This is a genomic window from Agromyces sp. H17E-10 (assembly GCF_022919715.1).
GTDB lineage: Bacteria > Actinomycetota > Actinomycetes > Actinomycetales > Microbacteriaceae > Agromyces.
This window is the reverse complement of the sequence record NZ_CP095042.1, coordinates 2769504-2794174: the sequence shown is the minus strand read 5'-3', so window position 1 is coordinate 2794174 and position 24671 is coordinate 2769504. Positions and strand designations below refer to the sequence as shown.

At 70.9% G+C, this 24671-nt stretch carries 19 protein-coding genes; 8 read left to right on the top strand and 11 right to left on the bottom strand.

Annotated elements, in window-relative coordinates; all coding sequences use genetic code 11:
* Positions 1 to 2: 2 nt before the first annotated feature.
* Positions 3 to 866, bottom strand: a complete 864-nt coding sequence (locus MUN74_RS12570; RefSeq protein ID WP_244852605.1) for a histidine phosphatase family protein — start codon at positions 864 to 866, stop codon at positions 3 to 5.
* A 148-nt stretch (positions 867 to 1014) separates the two neighbouring features.
* On the opposite strand from MUN74_RS12570, the gene MUN74_RS12565 reads away from it, so the two are divergent.
* Positions 1015 to 2316 (top strand): TetR/AcrR family transcriptional regulator, encoded by a 1302-nt coding sequence (locus MUN74_RS12565; protein ID WP_244852603.1) that lies wholly within the window; start codon positions 1015 to 1017, stop codon positions 2314 to 2316.
* Between the two features lie 4 nt (positions 2317 to 2320).
* On the opposite strand, the gene recQ is transcribed toward MUN74_RS12565, so the two are convergent.
* A complete protein-coding gene (gene recQ / locus MUN74_RS12560; protein ID WP_244852601.1) occupies positions 2321 to 4399 on the bottom strand; it encodes a DNA helicase RecQ in 2079 nt (692 codons plus the stop codon).
* Positions 4400 to 4564: 165 nt separating this feature from the next.
* Complete coding sequence (locus MUN74_RS12555) at positions 4565 to 8791, bottom strand: ExeM/NucH family extracellular endonuclease (RefSeq protein WP_244856448.1); 4227 nt, start codon at positions 8789 to 8791, stop codon at positions 4565 to 4567.
* Between the two features lie 268 nt (positions 8792 to 9059).
* Here MUN74_RS12555 and MUN74_RS12550 point away from each other — a divergent pair, with 268 nt between their 5' ends.
* Entirely contained in the window at positions 9060 to 10016 is a 957-nt protein-coding gene (locus tag MUN74_RS12550; protein ID WP_244852599.1) for an EamA family transporter, read from the top strand.
* Between the two features lie 161 nt (positions 10017 to 10177).
* Here MUN74_RS12550 and MUN74_RS12545 read toward each other — a convergent pair whose 3' ends face one another.
* The 3 genes from MUN74_RS12545 to MUN74_RS12535 all read right to left on the bottom strand — a co-directional run bounded on the left by MUN74_RS12545 (position 10178) and on the right by MUN74_RS12535 (position 14652).
* A complete protein-coding gene (locus MUN74_RS12545; protein ID WP_370647294.1) occupies positions 10178 to 12724 on the bottom strand; it encodes a DEAD/DEAH box helicase in 2547 nt (848 codons plus the stop codon).
* 175 nt (positions 12725 to 12899) lie between these two features.
* Positions 12900 to 13682 (bottom strand): DUF1353 domain-containing protein, encoded by a 783-nt coding sequence (locus tag MUN74_RS12540; protein WP_244852597.1) that lies wholly within the window; start codon positions 13680 to 13682, stop codon positions 12900 to 12902.
* Between the two features lie 43 nt (positions 13683 to 13725).
* Positions 13726 to 14652, bottom strand: a complete 927-nt coding sequence (locus MUN74_RS12535; RefSeq protein WP_244852596.1) for an AEC family transporter — start codon at positions 14650 to 14652, stop codon at positions 13726 to 13728.
* A gap of 122 nt (positions 14653 to 14774) precedes the next feature.
* Here MUN74_RS12535 and MUN74_RS12530 point away from each other — a divergent pair, with 122 nt between their 5' ends.
* The 3 genes from MUN74_RS12530 (at position 14775) to MUN74_RS12520 (ending at position 19295) form a co-directional block, all read left to right on the top strand.
* Positions 14775 to 17186: a phosphoketolase family protein gene (locus MUN74_RS12530; protein WP_244852594.1), complete on the top strand. Its 2412-nt coding sequence runs from the start codon at positions 14775 to 14777 to the stop codon at positions 17184 to 17186.
* 68 nt (positions 17187 to 17254) lie between these two features.
* Complete coding sequence (locus MUN74_RS12525) at positions 17255 to 18511, top strand: MFS transporter (RefSeq protein ID WP_244852592.1); 1257 nt, start codon at positions 17255 to 17257, stop codon at positions 18509 to 18511.
* 85 nt (positions 18512 to 18596) lie between these two features.
* The gene (locus tag MUN74_RS12520; protein ID WP_305038248.1) at positions 18597 to 19295 is read left to right on the top strand and encodes a GyrI-like domain-containing protein; all 699 of its coding nucleotides are present in this window, start codon (positions 18597 to 18599) and stop codon (positions 19293 to 19295) included.
* A 115-nt stretch (positions 19296 to 19410) separates the two neighbouring features.
* On the opposite strand, the gene MUN74_RS12515 is transcribed toward MUN74_RS12520, so the two are convergent.
* Genes MUN74_RS12515 through MUN74_RS12505 form a run of 3 tightly spaced genes read right to left on the bottom strand, consistent with a single transcriptional unit; the run spans position 19411 to position 20781 of the window.
* Positions 19411 to 19851, bottom strand: coding sequence for a VOC family protein (locus MUN74_RS12515; protein WP_244852591.1), 441 nt, complete (start codon positions 19849 to 19851; stop codon positions 19411 to 19413).
* Positions 19852 to 19900: 49 nt separating this feature from the next.
* Entirely contained in the window at positions 19901 to 20374 is a 474-nt protein-coding gene (locus tag MUN74_RS12510; RefSeq protein WP_244852589.1) for an SRPBCC family protein, read from the bottom strand.
* The gene (locus MUN74_RS12505) at positions 20371 to 20781 is read right to left on the bottom strand and encodes an ArsR/SmtB family transcription factor (RefSeq protein WP_244856445.1); all 411 of its coding nucleotides are present in this window, start codon (positions 20779 to 20781) and stop codon (positions 20371 to 20373) included. The genes MUN74_RS12510 and MUN74_RS12505 overlap by 4 nt, the downstream gene beginning before the upstream one ends.
* A gap of 178 nt (positions 20782 to 20959) precedes the next feature.
* Between MUN74_RS12505 and MUN74_RS12500 the strand changes: the two genes are divergently transcribed.
* On the top strand, positions 20960 to 21385 hold the full coding sequence (locus MUN74_RS12500) for a VOC family protein (protein ID WP_244852588.1): 426 nt from the start codon (positions 20960 to 20962) through the stop codon (positions 21383 to 21385).
* Positions 21386 to 21535: 150 nt separating this feature from the next.
* Here MUN74_RS12500 and MUN74_RS12495 read toward each other — a convergent pair whose 3' ends face one another.
* Positions 21536 to 21988, bottom strand: a complete 453-nt coding sequence (locus MUN74_RS12495) for a MarR family winged helix-turn-helix transcriptional regulator (RefSeq protein WP_244852587.1) — start codon at positions 21986 to 21988, stop codon at positions 21536 to 21538.
* 120 nt (positions 21989 to 22108) lie between these two features.
* On the opposite strand from MUN74_RS12495, the gene MUN74_RS12490 reads away from it, so the two are divergent.
* Both MUN74_RS12490 and MUN74_RS12485 read left to right on the top strand, forming a co-directional pair.
* Complete coding sequence (locus MUN74_RS12490; protein WP_244852586.1) at positions 22109 to 23359, top strand: MFS transporter; 1251 nt, start codon at positions 22109 to 22111, stop codon at positions 23357 to 23359.
* A gap of 34 nt (positions 23360 to 23393) precedes the next feature.
* The gene (locus MUN74_RS12485) at positions 23394 to 24227 is read left to right on the top strand and encodes an aldo/keto reductase (RefSeq protein WP_244852585.1); all 834 of its coding nucleotides are present in this window, start codon (positions 23394 to 23396) and stop codon (positions 24225 to 24227) included.
* A gap of 93 nt (positions 24228 to 24320) precedes the next feature.
* Here the strand turns inward: MUN74_RS12485 and MUN74_RS12480 are convergent, their stop codons facing one another.
* Positions 24321 to 24632: a TFIIB-type zinc ribbon-containing protein gene (locus tag MUN74_RS12480; RefSeq protein ID WP_244852584.1), complete on the bottom strand. Its 312-nt coding sequence runs from the start codon at positions 24630 to 24632 to the stop codon at positions 24321 to 24323.
* Positions 24633 to 24671: the final 39 nt, after the last annotated feature.

The window sequence follows — 24671 nt, the reverse complement described above, 5'->3', positions numbered from 1 at the left end:
GGTCAGTTCGCCCCGGCCTCGACGTAGCCGAGGTCGTTGACGGTGAGCACCTTCCACTCGCCGCCGCGATACTGGAGCTCGGAGACCGCGCCGTTCTCGATGCCCTCGACGACCTCGCTGAGGTCGGCGCCGAGCGCGTCGAGCGCGGCGATGATCGTGATGCCGCTCGAGACCACGAGCACGTCGCCGCCCTTCTTCGACTGCTTCGCGGCGATGTCGTCGAGTGCGGCCAGCGCACGGTCGGCGACCTCGCCGGGCGTCTCGGCCTTCAGGCCCGAGCCCTCGTTGAGGCGGGCCATCGCCTCGAGGGCCGCGTTCATGTCGAACGCCTCGTCGGAGAACATCTCGCCGACATCGGCGTAGCCGAGCTCGACCGCGATGTCGTTCCACATCTCGAGTCCGTCGCCGCCCTCGTACTTGCCGAACGCGATCTCGCGGAGCCGCTCGTCGCGCACGATGTCGCCGGAGTAGGCGAGCTCGCCGAGCGCGATCGACGCCGTCTCGAAGTGGCGCACCATGTCGGCCGAGTAGGCGGCCTCGAAGTCGACGCCCGCTTCGGCCAGCCCTGCGCCGAGGTGCTCGGCGACGGCGCGCCCCTCGTCGGTGAGCGGCGAGTCCGACCAGCCCTGCACGCGGTCGAGAGCGTTCAGCATCGTCTCGCCGTGCCGGGTCAGGTAGATCGTGACGGTCTTGCCCTTCGGCTTCTGGCCGGCCTTGTCGGCCGTACTCGCGCGGTCGATTTTGGTCGGTGCAGCGGCCTGCGCCGTGTCGAGGGCGGTCGGCGCCGAGAAGGCGGCGAGCGAGCACATGGCGGCCACAGCGACGGTGCCGGCGGCGGCGATGCGGATGAGGCGACGTGACGTCATCGTCATCGAGTCCTTTCGGGGGTCTGTTGTCGGGTGCAGAGATGGGTGCGACGTTCGGGTTGGCGAGAGCCTAGCTGATTTTCGACCGAATGGTAACAATCGTGGATGCCGCGGGCACGGGTAGCCTCGAAGCGATGAGGAGCGCCCGATGAGTTCGGGGCCGGCCCAGCGCCCGCCGGCCGCGTTCGGCGACGCTTCGGCACCCACGCGTCAGGCGCGATCGACCGCGACGCGCTCGCGCATCATCGACACCGCGACCGCGGCGTTCGTCACCGGCGGCATCGCCTCGGTGTCGTTGCGGGACATCGCCGCGCAGGCCGGCATCACGCACCCCGGGCTGCTGCGCCACTTCAGCTCGAAGGAGACGCTGCTCGGGGCGGTCGTCGAGCAGCTCGACCGGGCGAACACCGAGTGGATCGACCGGCTCGAACCCGGCCCCGACTCGCTCGGCTTCGCAGCGCTGGCCGCGCGCAACGCCACGACGCCGGGCTACCTCGAGCTCTACACCGCCCTGTCGGGCGAGGCCACGAGCCCCAGCCATCCCGCGCACGAACACCTGCGCGAGCGATACGCCCGCGTGCGGTCCGCGATCGCCGAACAGCTCGCGACTGCGCCCGTGCGACCGGGCCTCGCGCCCGAGGCGCACGCGGCGCTCGTCGTCGCCGCCTGGGACGGCCTGCAGTTGCAGCAGCGCTATGACCCGGCCATCGACGTCGTCGACCAGCTGGCGCACTACGAGCGATGGCTGCTCGGGCTCGCCCCCGCCGACGAACCGCGCGAGGCGACGACGCCGGCACGACGGGTCCCACCGACGGTGATCATCGATGACGAGCCGCCCGAGCCGCCGCTCGGCGCGTCGGAGCACGCCGGTCGCATCGGTCGCGAGCGACGAGCGCAGATCACGGCGAGCGCCATCGAGCTCTTCGCCAAGGGCGGCTACCACGGCACCAGCCTGCGCGAACTGGCCGAGCACGCCGGCATGTCGAAGGCGACGCTCGTGCACCACATCACCTCGAAGGACGAGCTGCTGACCGCGGTGCTGCGACTGCGCGACCGGCGGACGATCTCACCCGAGCCCGCAGGCGCGACCGCGGTCGACGGACTCTACCGACTCGCCGATGCGGCCGACCGCACCGCCCGGTCGGAACCCGGGCTCATCGAGCTGTACGCCGTGCTCTCCTGCGAGGGGGCGACCCCGGGGCATCCGGCCCATGACTACTTCGCCCGCCGGTTCCGGGAGAGCCGGCGGTACTTCGGCGACCTGTTCCTCCGGCTGCGCGCCGAGGGCGCGCTGCGCCCCGACCGGGATCCGGTGCGTGAGGCGGCGTGGCTCCTGGCGACGTGGGACGGGCTGCAGGTGCAGTGGCTCTACGACCCGGCGATCGGGGTCGGCGAGCACCTGCGGGTGCACTTCGACGACCTCGTCGTGCCCGAGGCGCGACGCTCGTGAGCGCTCAGCCGCCGACGACGGCGATGAGCGCCTCGCCGTAGGCCTCGCGCTTCTTGGCGCCGATGCCGGTGATGCCGTCGAGCTCGCCGAGGCTGGTCGGCTTCGCCACCGCGACGGCGCGCAGCGTCGCATCGCCGAAGACGATGTACGCCGGGACGCCCTGCTCGCGGGCCTCGCCCGCCCGCCAGGTGCGCAGCCGCTCGAAGAGCTCGGCCTGCGCCGGCTCGAGGTCGGCCGCGGCCGGCGCAGCCTTCGCCCGCGACCGCGGCGCGCGCTCGACCTCGGTGCGGAGCATGACGCTGCGCCCGCCCGCGAGCACCTCGCTCGCGGCGTCGGTGATCGCGAGGGTGCCGTACTCGCCCTGGGTGGCGAGCAGGCCCTGCGCGAGCAGTTGGCGCACGACGCCGCGCCACTGCTGCTCGCTGAGGTCTTGGCCGAGGCCCCAGGTCGAGAGCGTGTCGTGGCCGTACTGGCGCACGCGCGGCGTCTCTTTGCCGCGCAGGATGTCGACGAGGTGACCGGCACCGAACTGCTGGCGCCGCTCGCGCTTGAGCCGAACGATCGTCGACATGAGCTTCTGCGCGGGCACCGTGCCGTCCCACGAGGCGGGCGGTTCGAGGCACGTATCGCAGTTGCCGCACGGCTCGGACTGCTCGCCGAAGTACGCGAGCAGGTTCTGCCGGCGGCACTGCACCGTCTCGCAGAGGGCGAGCATCGCGTCGAGGTGCGCCGACATGCGGCGCCGGTGCGCGAGGTCGCCGGGACTCTCGTCGATCATGCGCCGCTGCTGCACGACGTCTTGCAGGCCGTAGGCGAGCCACGCGGTCGCGGGCGCACCGTCGCGGCCGGCGCGCCCCGTCTCCTGGTAGTAGCCCTCGACCGACTTCGGCAGGTCGACGTGGGCGACGAAGCGCACGTCGGGCTTGTCGATGCCCATGCCGAACGCGATCGTCGCGACGACGACGATGCCGTCTTCGCGAAGGAACCGGTCTTGCGTCGAACGCCGCAGCTCGGGGTCGAGGCCCGCATGGTACGGCAGGGCGTTGACGCCGTTGGCGGCGAGGAACGCCGCGATCTTCTCGGTGCTCGCGCGGCTCAGCGCGTAGACGATGCCCGGCACCGCGTTGCCGTCGGCGTCGACGCCCTCGCTGCGCACGAAGTCGAGCAACTGCTTGCGCACCTCGAGCTTCGGGGCGATGCGGTACTGGATGTTCGGCCGGTCGAAGCTCGACACGAAGTGCTTCGCGGCACCGAGGCTCAGCCGTTCGGTGATCTCGCGGTGCGTCTGCTCGGTCGCCGTCGCCGTGAGCGCGATGCGCGGCACGTCGGGCCACCGCTCGGCGAGCTCGGAGAGCGCGAGGTAGTCGGGGCGGAAGTCGTGGCCCCACTGCGCGACGCAGTGCGCCTCGTCGATCGCGAAGAGGGCGACCGTGCCCTTCGCGAGCAGTTGCTTCGCCGACTCGGTGTTGAGCCGCTCGGGAGCGATGTAGAGCAGGTCGAGCTCGCCAGCGAGGTAGGCCCGCTCGACGGCGGCGCGCTCACCCGGCTGCTGGCTCGAGTTGAGGTAGGCGGCGCGCACACCGTTGCGCACGAGCGCGTCGACCTGGTCGTGCATGAGTGCGATCAGGGGCGACACGACGATGCCCGTGCCCTCGCGAAGGAGCGCCGGCACCTGGTAGCAGAGGCTCTTGCCGCCGCCGGTCGGCATGAGCACCACGGCGTCGCCGCCGTTCGCGACCTGGTCGATGATCGCCGCCTGCTCGCCGCGGAACGACTCGTAGCCGAAGACGGTGTGCAGTGCGTCGAGGGCGCTCTCGAATCGAGCCGGCGCGGCGACGGCGGGGCGCTGCAGGCCGGATGCCTCGTGACGGACGGCATCGCCCGCCGAAGGGTGCCCGGGACGAGCCGCGGGCGCACTCGCCGAGGGCCCGCCTGTGGGCGCGGGTGCCGACCACTCGACCGCGCCGCCCCGATACTCGTCGGGCGGAGGCGGAGGGGCCCACTCATCATCGGGCGGCGGCGCCAGTTCGTCGGGGTCGAACGGGACCTCGTCGGTCCAGTCGGGTTCGGCGCTCCAGCTCACCCGGTGAGTCTACCGAGCGCCTCCGACGGACGACCGGCTTCGACGACGTGCGCGCGACCCCGCGGCATCCGACCGGCTGTGGAGGATGAGTCACCGCGATCGCGACGACGGGAACGGCGAGGGCCGGGTGCTCGCGCACCCGGCCCTCGTCGCGTCGGATTCGGGTCAGCCGACGTTGAGCGTGAACGAGCTCACCGTGCCCGTGGCGGGCACCGTGATGTCGAACACGGTCGGACCGCTCGCGCCCGCGGGAACCGCGAACGTGACCGTCGCCTTGCCGATCTCGTCGACCAGCGGGGTGTAGGCCCGGTCGACGGCGGCGTCGGTGAGGTTCGTACCGCCCTGCGAGATCACGACGGTGCCGGCGCCCGTCTCGGAGCGGCTGAAGTCGAGCGACGACAGCTTCACCGTGACGGTCTCACCGGGTGCGTACGTGCCGTCGCCCTGTACGTCGACTCCGACCGCGCGCTGCGCCGTGTCGGGCGTGACGGTCTGGTCGGGCGCCGCTGCGAGGTAGTCCACCATCGACTGCAGGTCGATCTTGCCCGAGTCGGCCTTGTTCGTGCCCTTGCCAAGGGTGAAGAAGTTGTCTCCGCCCGCGGCGAGGAACGAGTTCGCGCCGACCAGGTACGTTGCCGCGAGGTCGACCGGCTCGCCGTTCAGCCACATCTGGGTGATGTGCGAACCGGCGTCGGCGGTCGGGTCGTAGGTGTACGTGAACTCCTTGTTGAGGCCGAGCTTCAGGAACGGACGCGACGAACCGGCCGGCTGCCACTGCTCCTCGAGCACCTGCTTGATCTGCGCACCGGTGAGGTTGAGCGTCACGAGGGTGTTCGCGAACGGCTGCACGTTGGCGGCCTGGCGGTAGGTGACGTCACCCGAGGCCAGGTCGGCCCGGAGACCGCCCGGGTTCATGAACGCCACGTCGACCTTGCGGCTGCCGTCGGCGTTCAGCGACCAGAGCTGGGCGTCGGCGACGAGGTTGCCGAGCGTGGACTCGCCACCGCGGTTCTCGGGGAACGACGGGGCACCCGTCGGGTCGGACGCGACGGCCCGCCCGAAGGCGCCGTTCGCCGTGCCGAGCTTGACGCTGCCCAGCTCGTTCGCGACCTTGACCGCGTCGTCGACGATCGGCTTGACGGCCGGGTCGTCGGCGAAGAGCGGCGTCGTGCCGTCCATGAGGGTGAACAGCTCGTTCTTCATCGTGAACGACTTCGTCTTGCGGTCGTACTGGATGTCCATCTTGCTGTACCGCTCGCCGTACTGACCGCTCGAGATGACCGGCATCGGCTGGTGGTCGGCACGCGTCACCACGTGGTTGTACGCGAGGTGCGTGTGGCCCGAGACGATCGCGTCGACGTTCGACGTGACACCCATGACGATCTTGCCGAAGCGCGACGACGCGTCGGTCGCGCTCGAGATGTCGGTCGTCGCCGCACCCTCGTGCACGAGCGCCACCACGATGTCGGCCTCGCCGTTCTCGTCCTTGCCGTCGCTCAGCTGAGCGGCGACGCGGTTGATCGCCTCGGTCGGGTCTTCGACCGAGATGTCGGCGATGCCGGCGGGGCTCACGAGCGACTCGAGCTCGTCGGTGACCGCACCGACGAAGCCGATGGTCACGCCGTCGAACGTCTCGGTGTAGTACTCGGGCAGCGCCGCAGCGCCGGTCGCCTTGTCGCGGATGTTCGCACCGAGGTACTCCCAGTCGGCCATCGGCATGACGCGGTCGGTGAGGTCGGCGAAGCCCTGGTCGAACTCGTGGTTGCCCACCGAGCTGACGTCGAGTCCGGCCGCGTTCAGCGCCTTGATGGTCGGCTCGTCCTTCTGGATGAAGGACGTGAACGTCGAGGCGCCGATCATGTCACCGGCGGCCGCGAACACGGTGTTCGGGTTGCCGGCGCGGATCTGCTTCACCGCAGTCGAGAGCGCCGCGATGCCGCCCGACGGCGCCGACTGCTCGATGCGACCGTGGAAGTCGTTGACCGTGACGAGGTCGATGTCGACCTTGCCGGGCACGCCTTCAGACCCGACGCCGACGAGGATCGGGTCGTGGTCGCTCGAGCGGAACGGGGTCGCCTCGGCGACCGTCTCGGCAGCGGGGCCCCAGTACTCGCGACCCGCCCACTCGGGCGAGTTGATCGACCAGACGCCGACCTTCTGCACGCGGCTCGCCGCGGCCGGCGACGCGATCACGTGGTCGAGCGAGCCGAGCTCACCGTCGAACGTGTAGGTGTACTGTCCGCGCGCCCTCTGGAAGACGAGGTCGCTCCAGCCCGCGTCGGTGAAGACCTTGATCGGGTCCTCCTTGGCGTACGAGTTGAAGTCGCCGACGAGGTAGATCGCGTTCTTGCGGTCCTCCGAGAGCGAGTTCGCGAACGCGAGCAGCGACTTCGCCTGGGCGACGCGCTCGTCGTTGAAGGCGTCCTGGCCCGGCTGGGGTGTCGGGTCGGTGCCGCTCTTCGACTTGAAGTGGTTCGCGATGACCGTGACGAACTGCTTGCCGTACTTGAACGTCTGGGCGATCGGCTCACGCGCGATGTCCCACACGGTCTCGTCGACGATCGTTTGCGGGTCGCCGCTCGGCTTGACCGAGGCGGGCTTGTAGATGATCGCGTTCGTGATGACGTCGGTGATCGCCGGGTCGTGCAGCACGTCGGGGGTCTTCACGTACTTCCACGTGCCGGCGCCGGCGGCCGAGTTGAGGCCGGCGACGAGGTTCGCGAGCGCCTCGTCGGGAGTCTCGCCGAGGGCGGCCGAGTTCTCGATCTCCTGCAGGGCGACGATGTCGGCATCGAGGCTGTTGATCGCCTTCACGATCTTGGCCTTCTGCACCGCGAACTCCTCGGCGGTGTCGGCGCCGCGCGCCTCGGGGTTCTCCGACGTGAGCGTCGTGAAGTAGTTGAGCACGTTGAACGACGCGACCGTGATGTCGCCGCCGACCGCGGGAACCGCGGGGCGCGGGTTGGTCGCGGTGTAGGTCGGCTTCAGCGACGCGGGGCTCGCGTCGTTGATCGGCGTCGTCGGCTGCAGGCGCCACTCGTTGAAGCCCCAGCCGAGCACGTAGCCGGCGGTCGGGAACTTCACGGTGTCGCCGTTGCGCACGACCGTGCCCTTGGTGAAGTACGGCTGGTCGCCCGGGTGCGCCGGGTTGTCGGTGCCGTTCGAGTTGCGCACGGCGATGCTGTAGCCGTCGTCGAGCAGGATGCGGCTCGCCTTGTTGGCCGCAGCGATGTCGCTCGCGCCCTTGGTGTTCGGCAGCTGCGTCTCGGTCGACTTGACCGGCATCGCGCTGCCTGCGTTCAGCCAGAGCTCGCCGAAGCGGTTGAGGTTGTGGCTCGAGATCACCTTGTAGGTGCCGTCGGGGACGACGAGCATGCCTTCGAACACCTCGCGGGCCGCGTTGCCGACGGCGGTCGCGGGGAGCTTCGTCGGGGCGGGCACTCCGACGCCGGCCTGGACGAGCTCGACGTCGGCGGCCGTCGCGGGCTTGATCTGCGTCTGGCCGTTGAACTCCTCGACGACGCCCGTGACGCGCACCCTGTCGCCGATCGCGACGTCGGGGTTCTCGCCGTGCAGGTAGACGAACACGCCGTCGGAGGCCTTGGGCGTGGTGTCGGGGCCGGGCGTCTGGATGTAGATGCCGTCGTAGCCGCCGACACGGTGATCGGCGGTGACGACGCCTTCGGTCACGACGGCCTTGCCGACGAGCGGGCTGGCCGCGACGTCGGTGCCCTGGACCTCGGCGATCGTCTTCGCGACGGGGAGCACCGGCCCGCCCGGGCTGCCCGAGTTCTGCGGGGTGGGGTTCGACGTGAAGGAGAAGTCCTTCGAGTTGTCGTCGGTGTCCTTGAAGTTCGTGCGCACGATGCTGCCGGGGTCGCTGTTGGTCCCGGGGTACGCGGCGACGGCCGTCTCGTAGTTCAGTGAAGTGCCGTAGCCGACGTAGTCGGCGACCTGCGGGTTGTTCACGACCGAACCGTTGCCGGGGTTGATCGCCGATGCGGTCTTCGCGAGGAAGAGCGACCCGGTCGTGCCGCTCGGCGCCACCGAGAACGACGCGTCGACGGTCGGCAGCGCCGCGCCGGTGCCGCCGTTGCTGTTCAGGCCGATGAGGTAGTAGCCGCCCGACTTGATCGTGCCGCTCAGCGCACCGACGCCGCTCGCGGGTGTGGTGCTCGTCGCGGAGCGGTACTGGATCGACCACCCCGAGAGCGATACGTCGGCGTCGGTCGGGTTGTAGAGCTCGACGAACTTGTTCTGGTACGGCTGGTTCGCGCTGCCACCGCGCGTGTAGATCTCGTTGATCACGACACCCGAGCCGTCGACCGCGGCGAACGCGGGCGCGGTGCCGAGCACCCCGGCGACGAGCGTGCCCGCAGCGGCCAAGGCCACCGCGGACAAGCAATTGACTGTGCGACGTTGCATGACTCTCCTCATAGGACGACCCCGCCTCCACCTCGGATACGGCGCCGAGTCGAGCGCGCCGGCGGCGGGGCGATGTCCCGTAGCCTAGATCCGGCCTCCGACCCTGCCAAGGGGGTTCAGGCCCTGTTCGCCGCGATTTCATAACGGAATGAACACACCGTGCGCAGATGAGCAGAGGCCATCGCGCGACCCGCACGGATGAGCACATGCGCGAGCCGGATACGCTTGACCGACCATGCTCACCGCCCTCTTCTCGCTCACCGGAGCGTTCGTCTTCGGCGCAGCCGACTTCCTCGGCGGACTCGCGGCGAAACGCATCGGCGCCGTGCTCGCGACCGCCGTCTCGGGTCTCGCGGGCCTGATCACCCTCGCGATCGTCGCGCCGCTCATCGGCGGCAGCGCAAGCTCCGCCGACCTCTGGTGGGGTGCCGCGGCGGGCGCGGCGGGCGCCGTCGCGATCGGGCTGCTCTACGCCACCCTCGCGATCGGCCCGATGTCGATCCTCTCGCCGCTCACGGCGGTCGTCTCGGCCGTCGTGCCGATGGTGTGGGGGCTCGCGACCGGCGGTTCGCTCGGCCCGCTCGCGTACTGGGCGCTCGGCGTCGCGCTCATCGCCGTCGTGCTCGTCGGCTTCGTGCCCGAGCGCGGCGCAGTGCGGCCGAGCATCGCCGGCATCGTCATGGGCATCGGCGCAGGCGCCGCGATCGGCGCGTTCTTCATCATCATCGACCGGACGTCCGACGCGAGCGGCCTCTGGCCGCTGCTCGTGAACGCGGCGGTCACCACTGCGATCATGTTCGCGGTCGCCGGCGCGCTCGCGCTTCGGGCACGGTCGAAGGCGAGACGGATGCCCCGGGCCGAGGCACCTCAGGCGATCGACGCCGATCGCGCCGACGTCGCGGCCGGCACGGGCACCGCCCCCGTGCTCACCGCGGTCGAGCGCGTCTCGGCGGACCGACGGGCCGGCCTCCGCATCGCGATCGCGTGCGGACTCGTGAACGCCGCGGCGAACACGCTCCTCCTGCTCGGCATCCGCGCGGGCGAGCTCGCGATCGCGGCCGTGCTCGGAGCGATGTATCCGGCGGGCACGATCCTGCTGGCCGCGCTCGTGCTCAACGAGCGCATCGCGCCCGTGCAGTGGGTCGGTCTCGCGCTCGCCCTGGTCGCCGCGGGGATGCTCGCGGTCGCGTAGGCACGCCCTTCGGTGGTCGAGTAGCGAGCGACGAAGGAGCACGCGTATCGAGACCCGGGCGAGCTGCCTCGACACGCTCCTTCGTCGCTACTCGACCACCGAGGAGCGCGCTCCTCGACCGACGGGGTTTCGAGACGCTGCGCTCCTCAACCCGCTCGGCACTACAGGCGCACGACCTCGGTGACGCGCACGACGGCGAGGCCCTCCTCGGCCGAAGCCTCGAGGTCGACGTCGGCCCGGATGCGCCAGTCGTGGTCGCCCGCCGGGTCGTCGATCGTCTGCTCGACGCGCCACATGCCGTTCGCGGCATCCGATTCGTCGATGGCGACCATGCGGGGTGCGCGGGCCGCGGGCCCGGTGCCGATCTCGTCGTGCTCCGCGTAGTAGCGGTCGAGCACTCCCGGCCAGTCGGCCTCGGGGTCGAGCTCCGCCAGTTCCTCGTCGCGCTCCAGCGCCGCGAGCTGCACCCGGCGGAAGAGCTCGTTGCGGACGAGCACCGTGAACGCACGCCGGTTCGTGACGACCGACGGCGGCGCCGGCGGCACGACCGCCCGCTCGTCTTCGGGCAGGTGGGCGGCGGGATCGATGAGCTCGGCCCACTCGTCGACGAGGCTCGAGTCGACCTGGCGCACGAGCTCGCCGAGCCACTCGATGACGTCGTAGAGCTCCTCGTCCTTCGCGTCGTCGGGCACGGTCTGGCGTACCGCGCGGAACGCGTCGGAGAGGTAGCGCAGCACCAGCCCCTCGCTGCGGGCGAGCTGGTAGTACGAGACGTATTCTCCGAACGACATGCTGCGTTCGAACATGTCGCGCACGACCGACTTCGGCGAGAGCTCGAAGTCGCGCACCCAGGGCTGACTGGAGGCGAAGGTCTCGAAGGCCTGGTGCAGGAGGTCGTCGAGCGGCTTCGGCCAGGTGACCTCCTCGAGCGCCTCCATGCGCTGCTCGTACTCGACGCCGTCCTGCTTCATGGCGGCGACCGCCTCTCCGCGGGCCTTGAACTGCTGCTGCGACAGGATCGGACGCGGGTCGTCGAGCGTCGACTCGATGACCGAGACGACGTCGAGCGCGTAGTGGCCGGTCGCGATGCCGGTGCCGGGCGCAGCGTCGGGGTCGAGCAGCTCGATCGCCGCGAGTGCGAACGGCGACAGCGGCTGGTTGAGGGCGAAGTTCGGCTGCAGCTCGACCGTGAGGTGCAGCTCGACGCCGAGCGGGTGTGCCGCCGTGTCGGCGGTGGGCGCGATCACCACGACGTCGGCGTCGCGGAGCGTGCGCAGGATCTCGAGCGCGCGGCGGGCGAGCTCGAACCGGCGCGCCCGGGACTCGTGGTTGTCGAAGACGAGGGCGCGGATGTCGGAGACGACGTCGCCGCCGCGGGCGATGACGTTGATGAGCATCGCCGCGGTGAGCTGCAGGTGCGGCGTCAGTGCCTCGGGCACGGCCACGATGAGCCGCTCGAACGAGACCTCGCTCCAGGTCACGAACCCGGCGGGCGCCTTCTTGCGGACGACCTTCTTGAGCTTCTTCGGGTCGTCGCCGGCCTTGCGCACCGCCGTCTCATTCTCGATCTCGTGATCGGGTGCGAGCACGACGACCGTGCCGGCGGTGTCGTACCCGGCGCGGCCCGCGCGGCCCGCGATCTGGTGGAACTCGCGCGCGCTCAGCTGGCGCATGCGCTGTCCGTCGAACTTCGACAGTGCGGTGATGAGCACCGAGCGGATGGGCACGTTGATGCCGACGCCGAGCGTGTCGGTGCCGCAGATGACGCGCAGCAGCCCGCGCTGGGCGAGGGTCTCGACGAGGCGGCGGTATCGGGGCAGCATCCCGGCGTGGTGCACGCCGATGCCGGCCCGCACGAGCCGCGACAGGGTCTTGCCGAACGCGGTGTTGAACCGGAATCCGCCGATCGCCTCGGCGATCTGGTCACGCTGCTCGCGCGTGACGACTCGGATCGAGGACAGCGCCTGGGCGCGTTCCATCGCCGCCGCCTGCGAGAAGTGCACGATGTAGACGGGCGCCTGACGAGTGCCGAGGAGTTCCTCGACGGTCTCCTGCACGGGGGTCTTCGCGTACGAGAAGTGCAGCGGGACCGGCCGCTCGACGCCCGTGACCTGCGCCGTCGGTCGCCCGGTGCGACGCGAGAGGTCTTCGGCGATCGCATCGACATCGCCGAGGGTGGCCGACATGAGGATGAACTGCACGCGCGGCAGCGTGATGAGGGGCACCTGCCACGCCCAGCCGCGGTCGGGGTCGCCGTAGAAGTGGAACTCGTCCATCACCACCTGGTCGACCTCGGCGTCGGCACCGTGCCGCAGCGCGAGGTTGGCGAGGATCTCCGCCGTGCAGCAGATGATCGGCGCATCGGCGTTGACCGAACTGTCTCCCGTGACCATGCCGACGTTCTGCGCGCCGAAGATCTCGACGAGCTGGAAGAACTTCTCGCTCACGAGCGCCTTGATCGGCGCCGTGTAGTACGAGCGCCCGCCGCGCGCGACGCACGTCGCGTGCGCGGCGACCGCGACGAGCGACTTGCCCGTGCCGGTCGGCGTCGAGAGGATGACGTTCGCCCCCGAGACGATCTCGATGACCGCCTCGTCCTGCGCGGGATAGAGCGCGAAACCGCGGTCGTCGGCCCACTCGACGAAGGCGTCGTACATCGCGTCGGCATCGTACGGGCGCGGGATGCGGTCGAGCAGCGGCTGGGTCACCCGTCGAGTCTGTCACGGCGCATCGCTCGTCACGCAGGGAAGCCGGCCTGCGTCTCGGGTTCGGGCTCGAGACGCGGGCCGGCTGCGAATCGCCGTGGATCCGCGGTGACAGTTCCCCCTGCAGTCCGCGGCGGCGATCCGGGAACCAAGTTACGCGGCCCCTCCGGGCCGGGGATCAGGGTTGTCCCTGATCTTCGGAACCCGGTTGCAGCGTCGGCCGCCACACCCCGCCCGGGTCGCCGCGGGTCACGAGCTCGACGAGCGCCTCGACGAGGCGGAACGGCACGAGCGCCGCGAGCTGCACGAGCACGAACGGCCCGAGCAGCGCGAGCGAGAAGGTGAGCGTCGCGACGAGGCCGGCGAGCCGGCCGTGCACGAACACGGCGAGCGCGACGATCGGCCAGGCGACGAGCCACCACGGGTTCCACCAGGCGGCCACGGATGCCGCGACGAGTGCCACCGCGCCGACCACGGCCTGCACGACGAGGGCCCAGCCGCGCACTCCGCCGAACTGTCGCTCGCGATCGGCGGCGACCCACGTCTGCATGAGCCGCGCCCTCAGCCGCGGCACGCCTAGCTCGCGCAACCCCGTGTGGAAAACCCGGTCGTCCTCGCGGCGCTGGACGAGCGCGGCGCGATCGTCGCCGAGCGCGGCCGCCTCGCGCGAACGGGCGTCGTGCAGCACCGCCGGCGCCGACTGGCGCCCGTAGCTCGCGATCATGCCCCACAGCGGGGTCGGCACCGACGCGAGATCGGTCGAGAAGTCGGCGAGCGGGCCGGCGTCGTCCTGCGCCTGCCGAAGGGATGCCTCGTGGCGAGCGGGCACACGGTATCGCCGACCCGTCTCGGGGTCGAGGTAGGTGAACGCCGCGGTCAACTCGAACCGCGGGGCCGCCGACGGGCGCTGCGCGAGGCCGAGTTCGGCGAGTGGTTCGCCGTCGTCGGTGAGGAACGGCATGGGCGACCTCCTTGGCTCTCCCCCATCATGCCGCCCGCCGCCGTCAGCCGAGGGAGTGCACGAGGGCGAGCCCGAGGAGCACGGGTAGGCAGCCGATCGTCGTGATGAACACGGTGTCGCGGGCCACGATCTCGGCGGTGTCGTAGCGCTGCGCATAGTTGAAGACGTTCTGCGCGGTCGGCAGCGCGGCGAGCACGGTCACCGCGTAGAGCGCCTGACCATCGAGCCCGAACACGTACGCGCCGAGGAGCCACGCGATGAGCGGCATCCCGATCAGCTTCAAGGTCGCGGCGAGCAGCACGTCGCGGCGGCCGGAACCGGCCGCCAGCATGCGCTGCCCGTTGAGCGACATGCCGAAGGAGATGAGCATCAGCGGCACCGCCGCGTGCCCGATGAGCTCGATCGGGTCGAGCACGATCGCCGGGAGCTCGATGCCGGAGACCGCGACGCCGACGCCGAGGAGCGATCCGACGATGATCGGGTTCGTGAACGTCGACCGCACGATCTGCCACGCCGAGGTCCTGCCCTGTACCCGGGCGCCGAGGATGGCGAGCGCGACGGGAGCGAAGAGCAGCAGCTGCAGCAGCACGATGGGCGCCGAGTATGCCGCGTCGCCGAGCATGTAGACCGCGATCGGGATGCCGAAGTTGTTGCCGTTCACGTACCCCGACGCGAGCGAGCCGATGACCGTGCGTTCGAGGCTGCGCCGCCAGACGAGCATCGCGACGAGGCCGAACGCGAGCATCATCGTCACCGCGGCGAGCGCGGAGACCGGCAGCAGCGCCGAGAACAGGGCGCCGACGTCGGCGGTCGCGAGCACCGAGAAGAGCAGGAACGGCGCCAGCACGCTGAAGTTCAGCCGGGCGAGGATCGGGCGGGCCTCGGGCCCGACGACGCCCGTGCGCGACGCGAGCCAGCCGACGAACACGGCGAGCGCGAGCACCGCGAAGCCCGTGAACACCGATTCCATCGGGACGAGCCTAGCCGCGCGTCGGTTTCGAGACGGTCGCTGCGCTCCCTCCTCAACCCACCGCGGCCCCGCGGGTCGTAGGCTCGAGATCGAGCGCACGGAATCGGAACGGGGTGGAGACGATGACCGAAGCTGGCGATGCGGTACCCCTCGAGCTCGTCGACCGCTGGTGGCGGGCGGCGAACTACCTGAGCGTCGGGCAGATCTACCTGATGCGCAACCCACTGCTCGACGAGCCGCTCTCGGCCGACGATGTGAAGCCCCGGCTGCTCGGCCATTGGGGCACGTCGCCCGGCCTCAACCTCGTCTACGCGCACCTCAACCGGGCGATCGTCGAGCGCGGCACGCCGACCCTCTACGTGTGCGGCCCGGGGCACGGCGGCCCGGCGATGGTCGCGAACGCGTGGCTCGACGGCACGTACTCCGAGCTGTTCCCCGAGGTGACGGCCGACCGGCCGGGGATGGCGCGCCTGTTCCGGCAGTTCTCGTTCCCGGGCGGCATCCCCTCGCACGCGGCCCCCGAGACGCCCGGCTCGATCAACGAGGGCGGTGAGCTCGGGTACGCGCTCATGCACGCGTACGGTGCGGCGCTCGACAACCCGGGGCTCGTCGTCGCGTGCGTGATCGGCGACGGCGAGGCCGAGACCGGCCCGCTCGCGGCGAGCTGGCGCGGTCACGCGTTCCTCGACCCGGCGACCGACGGCGCGGTGCTGCCGATCCTGCACCTGAACGGCTACAAGATCGCGAATCCGACGCTGCTCGCCCGCATCCCCGAGTCGGAGCTCGTCGAGTTCTTCCGCGGCAACGGCTACGAGCCGCTGCTCGTGACCGGCGGCTTCGACGGCGAGGACCCCATGTCGGTGCACGCGCGGATGGCCGACGCCGTCGACGTCGCCTACGACCGCATCGCCTCGATCCGGGCGGATGCCGCGGCCGGGGCGTTCTCGGAGCGGGCGGCGCGATGGCCGGCGATCGTGCTGCGCACGCCGAAGGGCTGGACCGGGCCGGGCGTCGTCGACGGCGTGCAGGTCGAGGGCACGTTCCACGCCCACCAGGTGCCGCTCGCCGGGGTGCGCGAGAACCCCGAGCACCTCGCCACGCTCGGGGACTGGCTGCGGTCGTATCGAGCCGACGAACTGTTCGACGGGGCGGGCCGGCCCGTGCCCGACCTCGACGCGCTGCGCCCTCGCGGCGAACTGCGGATGAGCGCGTCGCCGCACGCGAACGGCGGCATCGTGCGCCCGCTCGACCTGCCGCCGACGGCACCCCACGCGCTCGACGTGGCGGCCGACAGGCGCGGCGTCACGGGCGAGGCGACCCGCGTCTTCGGTGCGTGGCTCGCCGACGTGGTGCGCGAGAACCCGGACACCTTCCGGCTGTTCGGCCCCGACGAGGTGCTGTCGAACCGGCTCGGCGCCGTGTTCGACGTCACCGACCGCGTGTGGGCCGAGGCGCTGCACCCGCTCGACGAGCACCTCGCGCGGCGCGGCCGGGTGATCGAGGCGCTCAGCGAGCACCTCATGCAGGGCATGCTCGAGGGCTACCTGCTCACGGGGCGGCACGGGCTCATCACGAGCTACGAGGCGTTCATCCACATCGTCGACTCGATGTTCAACCAGCACGCCAAGTGGCTCGAGTCGGCCCGCGAGGTGCCGTGGCGCGAAGACGTCGCGAGTCTCACCTACCTGCTGTCGTCGCACGTCTGGCGCCAGGACCACAACGGCTTCTCGCACCAGGACCCGGGGTTCCTGGGCGTCGTCGTCAACAAGCAGGCAGAGATCGTGCGGGTCTCGCTGCCGCCCGACGCGAACACGCTGCTCGCCACCATGCGGCACGCCTTCGGCACCCGCAACCGCGTCAACGTGGTCGTCGCCGGCAAGCAGCCGCAGCAGCAGTGGCTCTCGCCAGACGAGGCCGACGCGCACGTCGAGGCGGGGCTCGGCATCTGGTCGTGGGCGGGCAACGAACCCGGCTTCGATGCGCGCGACCCCGAGGCATCCGCGCCCGATGTCGTGCTCGCCTGCGCCGGCGACGTACCGACCGTCGAGGCGATCGCGGCGGCGCAGCTGCTGCGCGAGCGCCTGCCCGACCTGCGCGTGCGCCTCGTGAACGTCGTCGACCTGATGCGGCTGCAGGATCTGTCGCGGCATCCGCACGGCCTGACCGACGCCGAGTTCGACGCGATCTTCACGACCTCGGCGCCCGTGATCTTCGCGTTCCACGGGTACCCGTCGCTCATCCACCAGCTCGCGTACCGGCGCACGAACCACCGCAACCTGCACGTGCGAGGGTTCGCCGAGCGGGGCACGACGACCACGCCGTTCGACATGCTGCACCTCAACGACCTCGACCGGTACCGGCTGGCGCTCGACGTGGTGCGTCGGGTGCCCGGGCTCGCGTCGCGGCCCGGCGTCGCCGAGATCGCGGCCGAGTGGGAGGCGGCGCGCGTCGCCGCCCGCGAGTACGCGTACGAGCACGGCGAGGACCCCGAGTGGATCACGGGGTGGCGGTTCGAGGAGCGGTCGGCCGACTGACCGGAATCGGACGCTCGATGTCCGGATCCCGCGCATCAGTAAGGGATCTTGACTGATAGCCTCGGCGCGTGCCCACCGTCTCCCGCGCCCGCTGGTCGCTCATGGCCCAGTTCGCCCTGTTCGGCCTCATCCAGGTCTCGTGGATGAGCCGCATGCCGTCGATCCGCACCGCCCTCGACATCAGCGCGCTGCAGCTCGGGTCGCTGCTCATCATCGGCGGCATCGGCTCGCTCATCGGCGCGCTCACGATCGGCGCGATCGTCGCGCGGTTCGGCAGCCGCAACGTGCTCATCGCGGGCACCGTCGGCAACGTGCTGGGCTTCGGTCTGGATGCCGCGGGGCTGACGGGCTGGGGACTCGGCTTCTTCGTCGCCGGCATGTTCGTGAACGGGCTCTGCGGGGCGTTCATCAACGTGCCGATCAACATCAACGCGGCCGCCGTCGAACAGCAGCTCGGGCGGGCGGTCCTGCCGCAGTTCCACGCGGCCTTCTCGATCGGCGCCGCCGGCGGTGCGCTGATCGCCGGCGCGTTCGCCTTCGCCGAGGTGCACGTCGCGACTCAGGTCGTGATCGTGACCGCGGTCGTGACCGTGCTGCGGGTGCTGCTCGTACCGGCCTCGACGGCGTTCACCCGACAGCAGCCCGTGTCGACGGCGACCGGATCGATCGACGCGGCGGCCACGGGCGACCGCAACCGGCGCGCGGTGCGCTCGGCGCTCGGCGCGTGGCTCGAGCCCCGCACACTGCTGCTCGGCGTGGTGCTGCTCGCCGCGTCGCTCGCCGAGGGCGCTGCGACCACGTGGCTCACGCTCGCGGTCGTCGACGGGTTCGCCTCGACCGAGGCGATCGGAGCCGTCGCGTACGGCACGTTCGTCGGGGCGATGACGGTGTTCCGCTTCGTCGGCACGGGGCTCATCGACCGGTTCGGACGCGTCACGGTACTGCGTGTGTCGGGGGTCTCGTCGCTCGTCGGCCTCGCGCTGTTCGTCTTCGGCCCGAACCTCGCGATCGCGTGGATCGGCATCGTGCTCTGGGGCTGCGGCACCGCCCTCGGCAACCCGATCGCGATCTCGGCCGCCTCGGACGACCCGTCGAAAGCCGGCCAGCGGGTCTCGGTCGTGACCTCGTTCTCGACGATCTCGTCGCTCGCCGCGCCGCCGCTCCTCGGCCTCCTCGCCGACGAGGTCGGCGCGCGGTACGCGCTGCTCGCGGTCGGGGCTGTGATGATCCTCAGCCTGTCGGTCGCCGGGCAGGTGCGACGGCGACCGGCGCAGGGCGCCGCCGCGACCACGAGCACCGGCTCGACGGCGACGGTCGACGCGTAACCCGCGGCGAGTTCGCCCCCCCTGCCCGCCACAACGTCGGCGATCGCCACTGAATCGGACGATGTGCGCCGGATCGTCCGATTCAGTGGCGATCGCCGAGATCGTGGCGCACGTGGGCGGCAAGTGCGGGCGGCACGTGTGGGCGGCGCCCGGCATGATGGGCGACATGACGACGGCGAAGTTCGACCCGAAGCGCGAGATCGCGAGCTACACGGCACCGCGCGACGGGTTCGAGCTCGTCGAGGTGCCGCCGCTGCGGTACGCGATGATCGACGGCCGCGACGACCCGAACACCGCGCCCGAGTACGTCGCGGCGGTCGAAGCGCTCTACGCGGTCTCGTACGCCGCGAAGTTCGCGCTCAAGCGCGAGCTCGGTCGCGACCACGTCGTCGGACCGCTCGAGGGGTTGTGGACGGCCGACGACCCGGCCGCCTTCGTGACTCGCGAGAAGTCGGCCTGGTCGTGGACGATGATGATCTGGCAGCCCGACTGGCTCACTCCTGACGTGTTCGACGCCGCGGTTGCGAAGGCTGCCGCGAAGGCCCCGGCGGCGACCGGGCTGCGCCTCGAGACGCTCGACGAGGGCCTCTGCGTGCAGACGCTGCATCTCGGCTCGTACGACGACGAGGGTCCGACGCTCGCCCGCCTGCACGACGAGTTCATGCCCGAGCGCGGGCTGCGGTTCCACGGCGCGCACCACGAGGTGTACCTCGGCGACCCGCGCCGCACGGCACCCGGGAAGCTGCGCACGATCCTGCGGCAGCCGGTCGCGCGCGAGGCCTGAGACCTCGCGCGCGGCCTGATCGCACACCACGATCTCGGCGATCACCACCCGATCGGACTCGCTGCGCGGCATCCGACCGAAATCGTGGTGATCGCCGAGATCGTGGCGGGCCGGCTCAGCCCTCCTGCTCGGCGCCGAAGCGCTGGCGCGCCTCGACCGGGATGAGCGGGCGCTCGGCGCGGGCCTTGATCTGCTGCACGGCCCACGAGTTGCCGTCGGGGTCGGCGAATCCGAAGAAGGTGCCGCCGTCGCGCTCGTCGAACACGACGATCTCACTGCACTCGACGCCGCGACCGACGAGCTCGGCCCGCGCGGCTTCGGCGTCGGCGACGACGAGCTGCAGTCCCTTGAGCGAGCCCGGCGCCATCTCGCGCTGGCTCGGCAGGTTGCCCACCACGATCGAGCAGCCCGATCCCCGCGGGGTCAGCTGCGCGACGTCCATGTGCTCGGTGACGGTGTGGTGGTCGAGCTCGAAGCCGACCCGGTCGCGGTAGAACTCGATCGCACGGTCGATGTCGGCGACCGGCACGATGACCACTTCGAGGGTCCAGTCCATGATGTGCTCCGTTTCCTGCGTGCTGTCGGTGAGGGTGCGCGAGCGCTCGTCAGGCCGCGACGAGACCGTCGAGCCGGGCGTAGCCCTCGGTGACGCCGCGCTCCATGCCGCTCGCGACCATGCCGTCGCGAGCCTCGACGGTCGGGTACACCGAGTGGATGCGCAGCTTCGTACGGCCTCCGCCCAGGTCTTCGAACGTCATCGACTCGATCGCGACGACGTCGGGGTAGCCCTCGAACTCGAAGGTCTGGATCGCGAGCTCGTTCTCGCGCACCGAGTGGAACGTGCCGTTGAACGCCCAGTCGGCGCCGTCGGTGTCGGTGTGGATGTAGCGGTAGGCGCCGTGCGAGACGAAGTCCCACCGCTCGATGTTCATCTCGTAGCCGTTCGGCCCGAGCCACTGCGTGACGAGCGCGGGGTCGCGGTGCGCGTTGAACACCGCGGCGACGGGCGCGTCGAACTCGCGCTCGATCTCGATGAAGGGAAGGCCTTCGGGGGCGGTGATGGTGACGGGGTTGGTCATGATCGTTCTTCTTCCGTTCGGCGGCCGGTTGCGCCGGTCGCGGGGTCGGATGCCTCGGCCGAGGCCTCCGCGGTGGTGCTTTCGGCGAGCAGCGCGTCCAGCGAGCGGAACTGCTGCTCGTGGATCAACCGGTAGCGGTCGATCCACGCGGTGAGGGCTTCGAGGGCCGCCGGGTCGAGGTGCACCGGGCGACGCTGGGCGTCGCGGGTGCGCGTGACGAGTCCCGCGTGCTCGAGCACCTGGATGTGCTTCGAGACGGCCTGCTTGCTGATCTCGAACGGGTCGGCGAGCTCGTTCACGGTCGCCGGGCCGCGGCTGAGCCGGGCGATGATGCGCCGGCGCACGGGATCGGCGAGGGCCATGAACGCGCGGTCGAGGCGGTCGTCCGAGCTCGGGTCCACGATCATCATGCCTCCTCAACCTGTTCGTTGATCAACCACTTGGTTGACTAAAGAATACGACGGTCGGATGCCGCGGTCAAGACCTTTCTCGAACTCGGGCCATCCCCGCGGATCGGGTCTTGCGGCACGCCCCGCGAGCGAGAATCATCGGCCATGACCGCACACCTCGACGAAGGGACGCACCATGGCTCGGCTCAACCCGTACCTCAACTTCCAGGACGACGCCCGCGCCGCGCTCGAGTTCTACCACTCGGTGTTCGGCGGCGAGCTCACCATGAGCACGTTCGCCGACTTCGGCCAGGCCGACGACTCGGCCGACGCCGACAAGATCATGCACGGCCAGCTCGAAGGCGACGGAGGCCTCGTGCTCATGGCCGCCGACACCCCGAGCCACATGCCGCCGGCCGCGACGACGAGCAACATCTCGGTGTCGCTCTCGGGAGGCCCCGAAGACGACGCCACCCTCCGCGGCTACTGGGAGAAGCTCCTCGGATCGGGCTCCGAGATCGTGCCGCTCGAAGTGGCACCCTGGGGCGACGCGTTCGGCATGTGCGTCGACGGCTACGGCGTGACCTGGCTCGTGAACATCGGCGGGCCCGGGCAGGGCTGAGCGCAGCGCCCATCACGAGACACGAAGCGCGCCCGGGCATCCGCCCCGGGCGCGCTGCTTCGCCGCCCGCCGAAGGCGCCCGCCCCGCGATGCACCGACTCGGCGATGCGCCGACTCGGCGATGCATCGCCCCGCGAGGCGTCCGACCGCTCAGCCGGCCGCGGGCACCGCGATGTGCAGCGCGTCGACGACGGGCGCGAGCTCGGGCTGCTCGGCCGCCTCGGCGAGCACGCGCTCGAGCGTCTCGTCGTGGATCGGGCGCGCCGCTTCGTAGAGCTCCCGGCCGGCCGCCGTCAGCTCGGTGTAGATGCCACGCCGGTCGTCGGCGCACAGGACGCGGGTGAGCAGCGCCCGGTCCTCCAGACGGTTCACGAGTCGCGTGGTCGCGCTCGGGCTCAGCGCGGTCGCGCGGGCGAGCTGCTGCATGCGCATGTGCCAGCCGTCCTGCCGATCGAGGGCGTCGAGCACGGTGTACTCGACGACCGACAGGTCGACGGATGCACCGAGCGCGCGCTCGAGTTCGGACTCGATCAGCCCGTGCAGCGCGGCCAGCGTTCGCCACCCCTGTGCGCGCACTTCGACGGCGTCGTCGGCGATACCCATGCTGCCTCCTCGGGAAAGTAGTTGCTTGCGCTATGTATTTGCGTGTGCAAGTATTAACGTCGCTCACGCAATAGAACGCGTTTGCAACTAATTGTCTTCCACAATATCAGGAGTACGCGCATGCCCCTCGGCCTCATCGCACTCGCCATCGGCGGCTTCGGCATCGGACTCACCGAGTTCGTCATCATGGGCCTCCTCCCCGAGGTGGCCGCCGACTTCGGCGTGAGCGAGTCGGCGGCCGGCTGGTTCATCTCCGGCTACGCACTCGCCGTGGTCGTCGGCGCCCTCGGCCTCACCGCGGCCACCACGCGTCTCCCCCGCAAGCCCGTCCTCATGGGCCTGCTCGTGCTCTTCATCGCCGGCAACGCGATCTCGGCGATGGCGCCGAGCTACGAGCTCATGATGACCGGCCGCATCATCGCCGCCCTCTGCCACGGCGCCTTCTTCGGCATCGGCTCGGTCGTCGCGGCGAGCCTCGTCGCCCCCGAGCGAGCGGCGGGCGCGATCGCGATCATGTTCACCGGCCTCACCGCCGCGAACGTGCTCGGCGTGCCGTTCGGCACGTTCATCGGCCAGCAGTACGGCTGGCGCGCGACCTTCTGGGCGATCTCGGTCATCGGCGTCATCGCCCTCATCGGCATCGCGGTGCTCGTGCCGAGCCTCCGTACCGTCGGCGCGACGGGCGGCGCCGGGTCCCCGGCCGCCCCGAGCCTCCGCCGCGAGCTCGGCGCCTTCCGGTCGGGCCAGGTCTGGCTCTCGCTCGTCGTCACCGTGCTCGGCTTCGGCGGCATGTTCGGCGCCTTCACCTACATCGCCTACACGCTCACCGAGGTTTCGGGCTTCGCCGCGGGCACAGTGCCGTGGCTGCTCGTCCTCTTCGGCGCCGGCCTGGTCGTCGGCAACTGGGCGGGCGGACGCCTCGCCGACCGATCGATCGACGGCACCCTGCTCGCGTTCATCGGTGCGCTCGTCGTCGTGCTCGCCCTCTTCGCCTGGCTCGCGTTCAGCCCGGTCGCCACGATCGTGCTGCTCGTGCTCATGGGCGCCTTCGGCTTCGGCACCGTGCCCGGGCTCCAGAGCCGCATCATGCGCTATGCCTCGGACGCTCCGACGCTCGCCTCGGGCGCGAACATCGCCGCCTTCAACCTCGGCAACGCCCTCGGCGCCTGGGCGGGCGGCCTCACGATCGCGGCCGGGCTCGGCTTCACCTCGCCCATCTGGGTGGGTGCCGGCATCACGCTCGCGGCGCTCGTGGTCATGGCGGTCGCCACCGCGACCGCGCGCCGCACGGCTGTCGCCGAGTCGACGAAGGCGGATGCCTCGGCGCCGACGCGCCCCACCACGGCGCCGACCCCGGTCGCCGCACACTGATCCCCTTCCACCACCCAGCACGGAAAGCGAACAAATGACTCCCACCGTCCCGAACATCACCCTCAACAACGGCGTCCAGATGCCGCAGCTCGGCTTCGGCGTGTACCAGGTGCCCGATGCCGACACCACGGCCGCCGTCGCCGCCGCCCTCGAGGCCGGTTACCGCAGCATCGACACCGCGGCGATCTACGGCAACGAGGCGGGCGTCGGCCGCGCCATCGCCGAGTCGGGCCTCGCGCGAGGCGACCTGTTCGTCACGTCGAAGGTCTGGAACTCCGATCAGGGCTTCGACCGGACCCTCCGCGCGTTCGACACGAGCCTCGGCAAGCTCGGGCTCGAGCAGCTCGACCTCTACCTCATCCACTGGCCGACGCCCGAGCACGGCCGCTACGTCGACACCTGGCGCGCGCTCGAGCGCCTCGTCGCCGATGGCCGCGTGCGGGCGATCGGCGTCTCGAACTTCGAGCCCGACCACCTGGAGCGCCTCCTCGCCGAGACCGACATCGTTCCCGCGGTGAACCAGATCGAGCTGCACCCCGCCCTGCAGAACCGCGCGACGGCCGCCGCGAACACCCGACACGGCATCGTCACCGAGGCGTGGAGCCCGCTCGCACAGGGCGCCGTGCTCGGCGACGAGGCGGTCGTGGCGAGCGCCGCCCGCCACGGCGCGAGTCCCGCGCAGGTCGTGCTGCGCTGGCACCTGCAGCAGGGCCGCGTCGTCATCCCCAAGTCGGTCACGCCGTCGCGCATCGCGGAGAACCTCGACGTCTTCGGCTTTGAACTCACGGCCGACGAGCTCGCCGCGATCGACGCGCTCGAGCGCGACGGCCGTACGGGCCCGCACCCGGCGGAGTTCCACGCGGCCTGACCGGGCTCATGACGACGGATGCCGCGGCGCCCGCCCTGCGAAGGGCTCGGCGCCGCGGCATCCGGTCGTCAGGGGCGTCGCCGCCCGAGTGGCTCAGTCGAAGAGTTCGGAGAGCCAGCTCTCCTTCTTCTTCTTGCGGTAGTAGCCCTGGTCGCCGTAGGGCTGCTGGTAACCCTGCTGGGGGTACGCCTGCTGGCCGTAGGCGGGCTGCTGCTGGGTCGGCTGCGCCGGGGCGGCGGGCGCCTGCGGGGCGGCCTGACCGCCGAACTCGCGGCCCGCGCGGTCGATGATCTTGTCGAGCTCGCCGCGGTCGAGCCAGACGCCGCGACACGTCGGGCAGTAGTCGATCTCGATGCCGCTGCGCTCGCTCATCACGAGCACGGTTCCGTCGGTGGGGCACTGCATGGGGGCTCCTTCTCCTGGCGGGATGTTCGGTGACTCGAG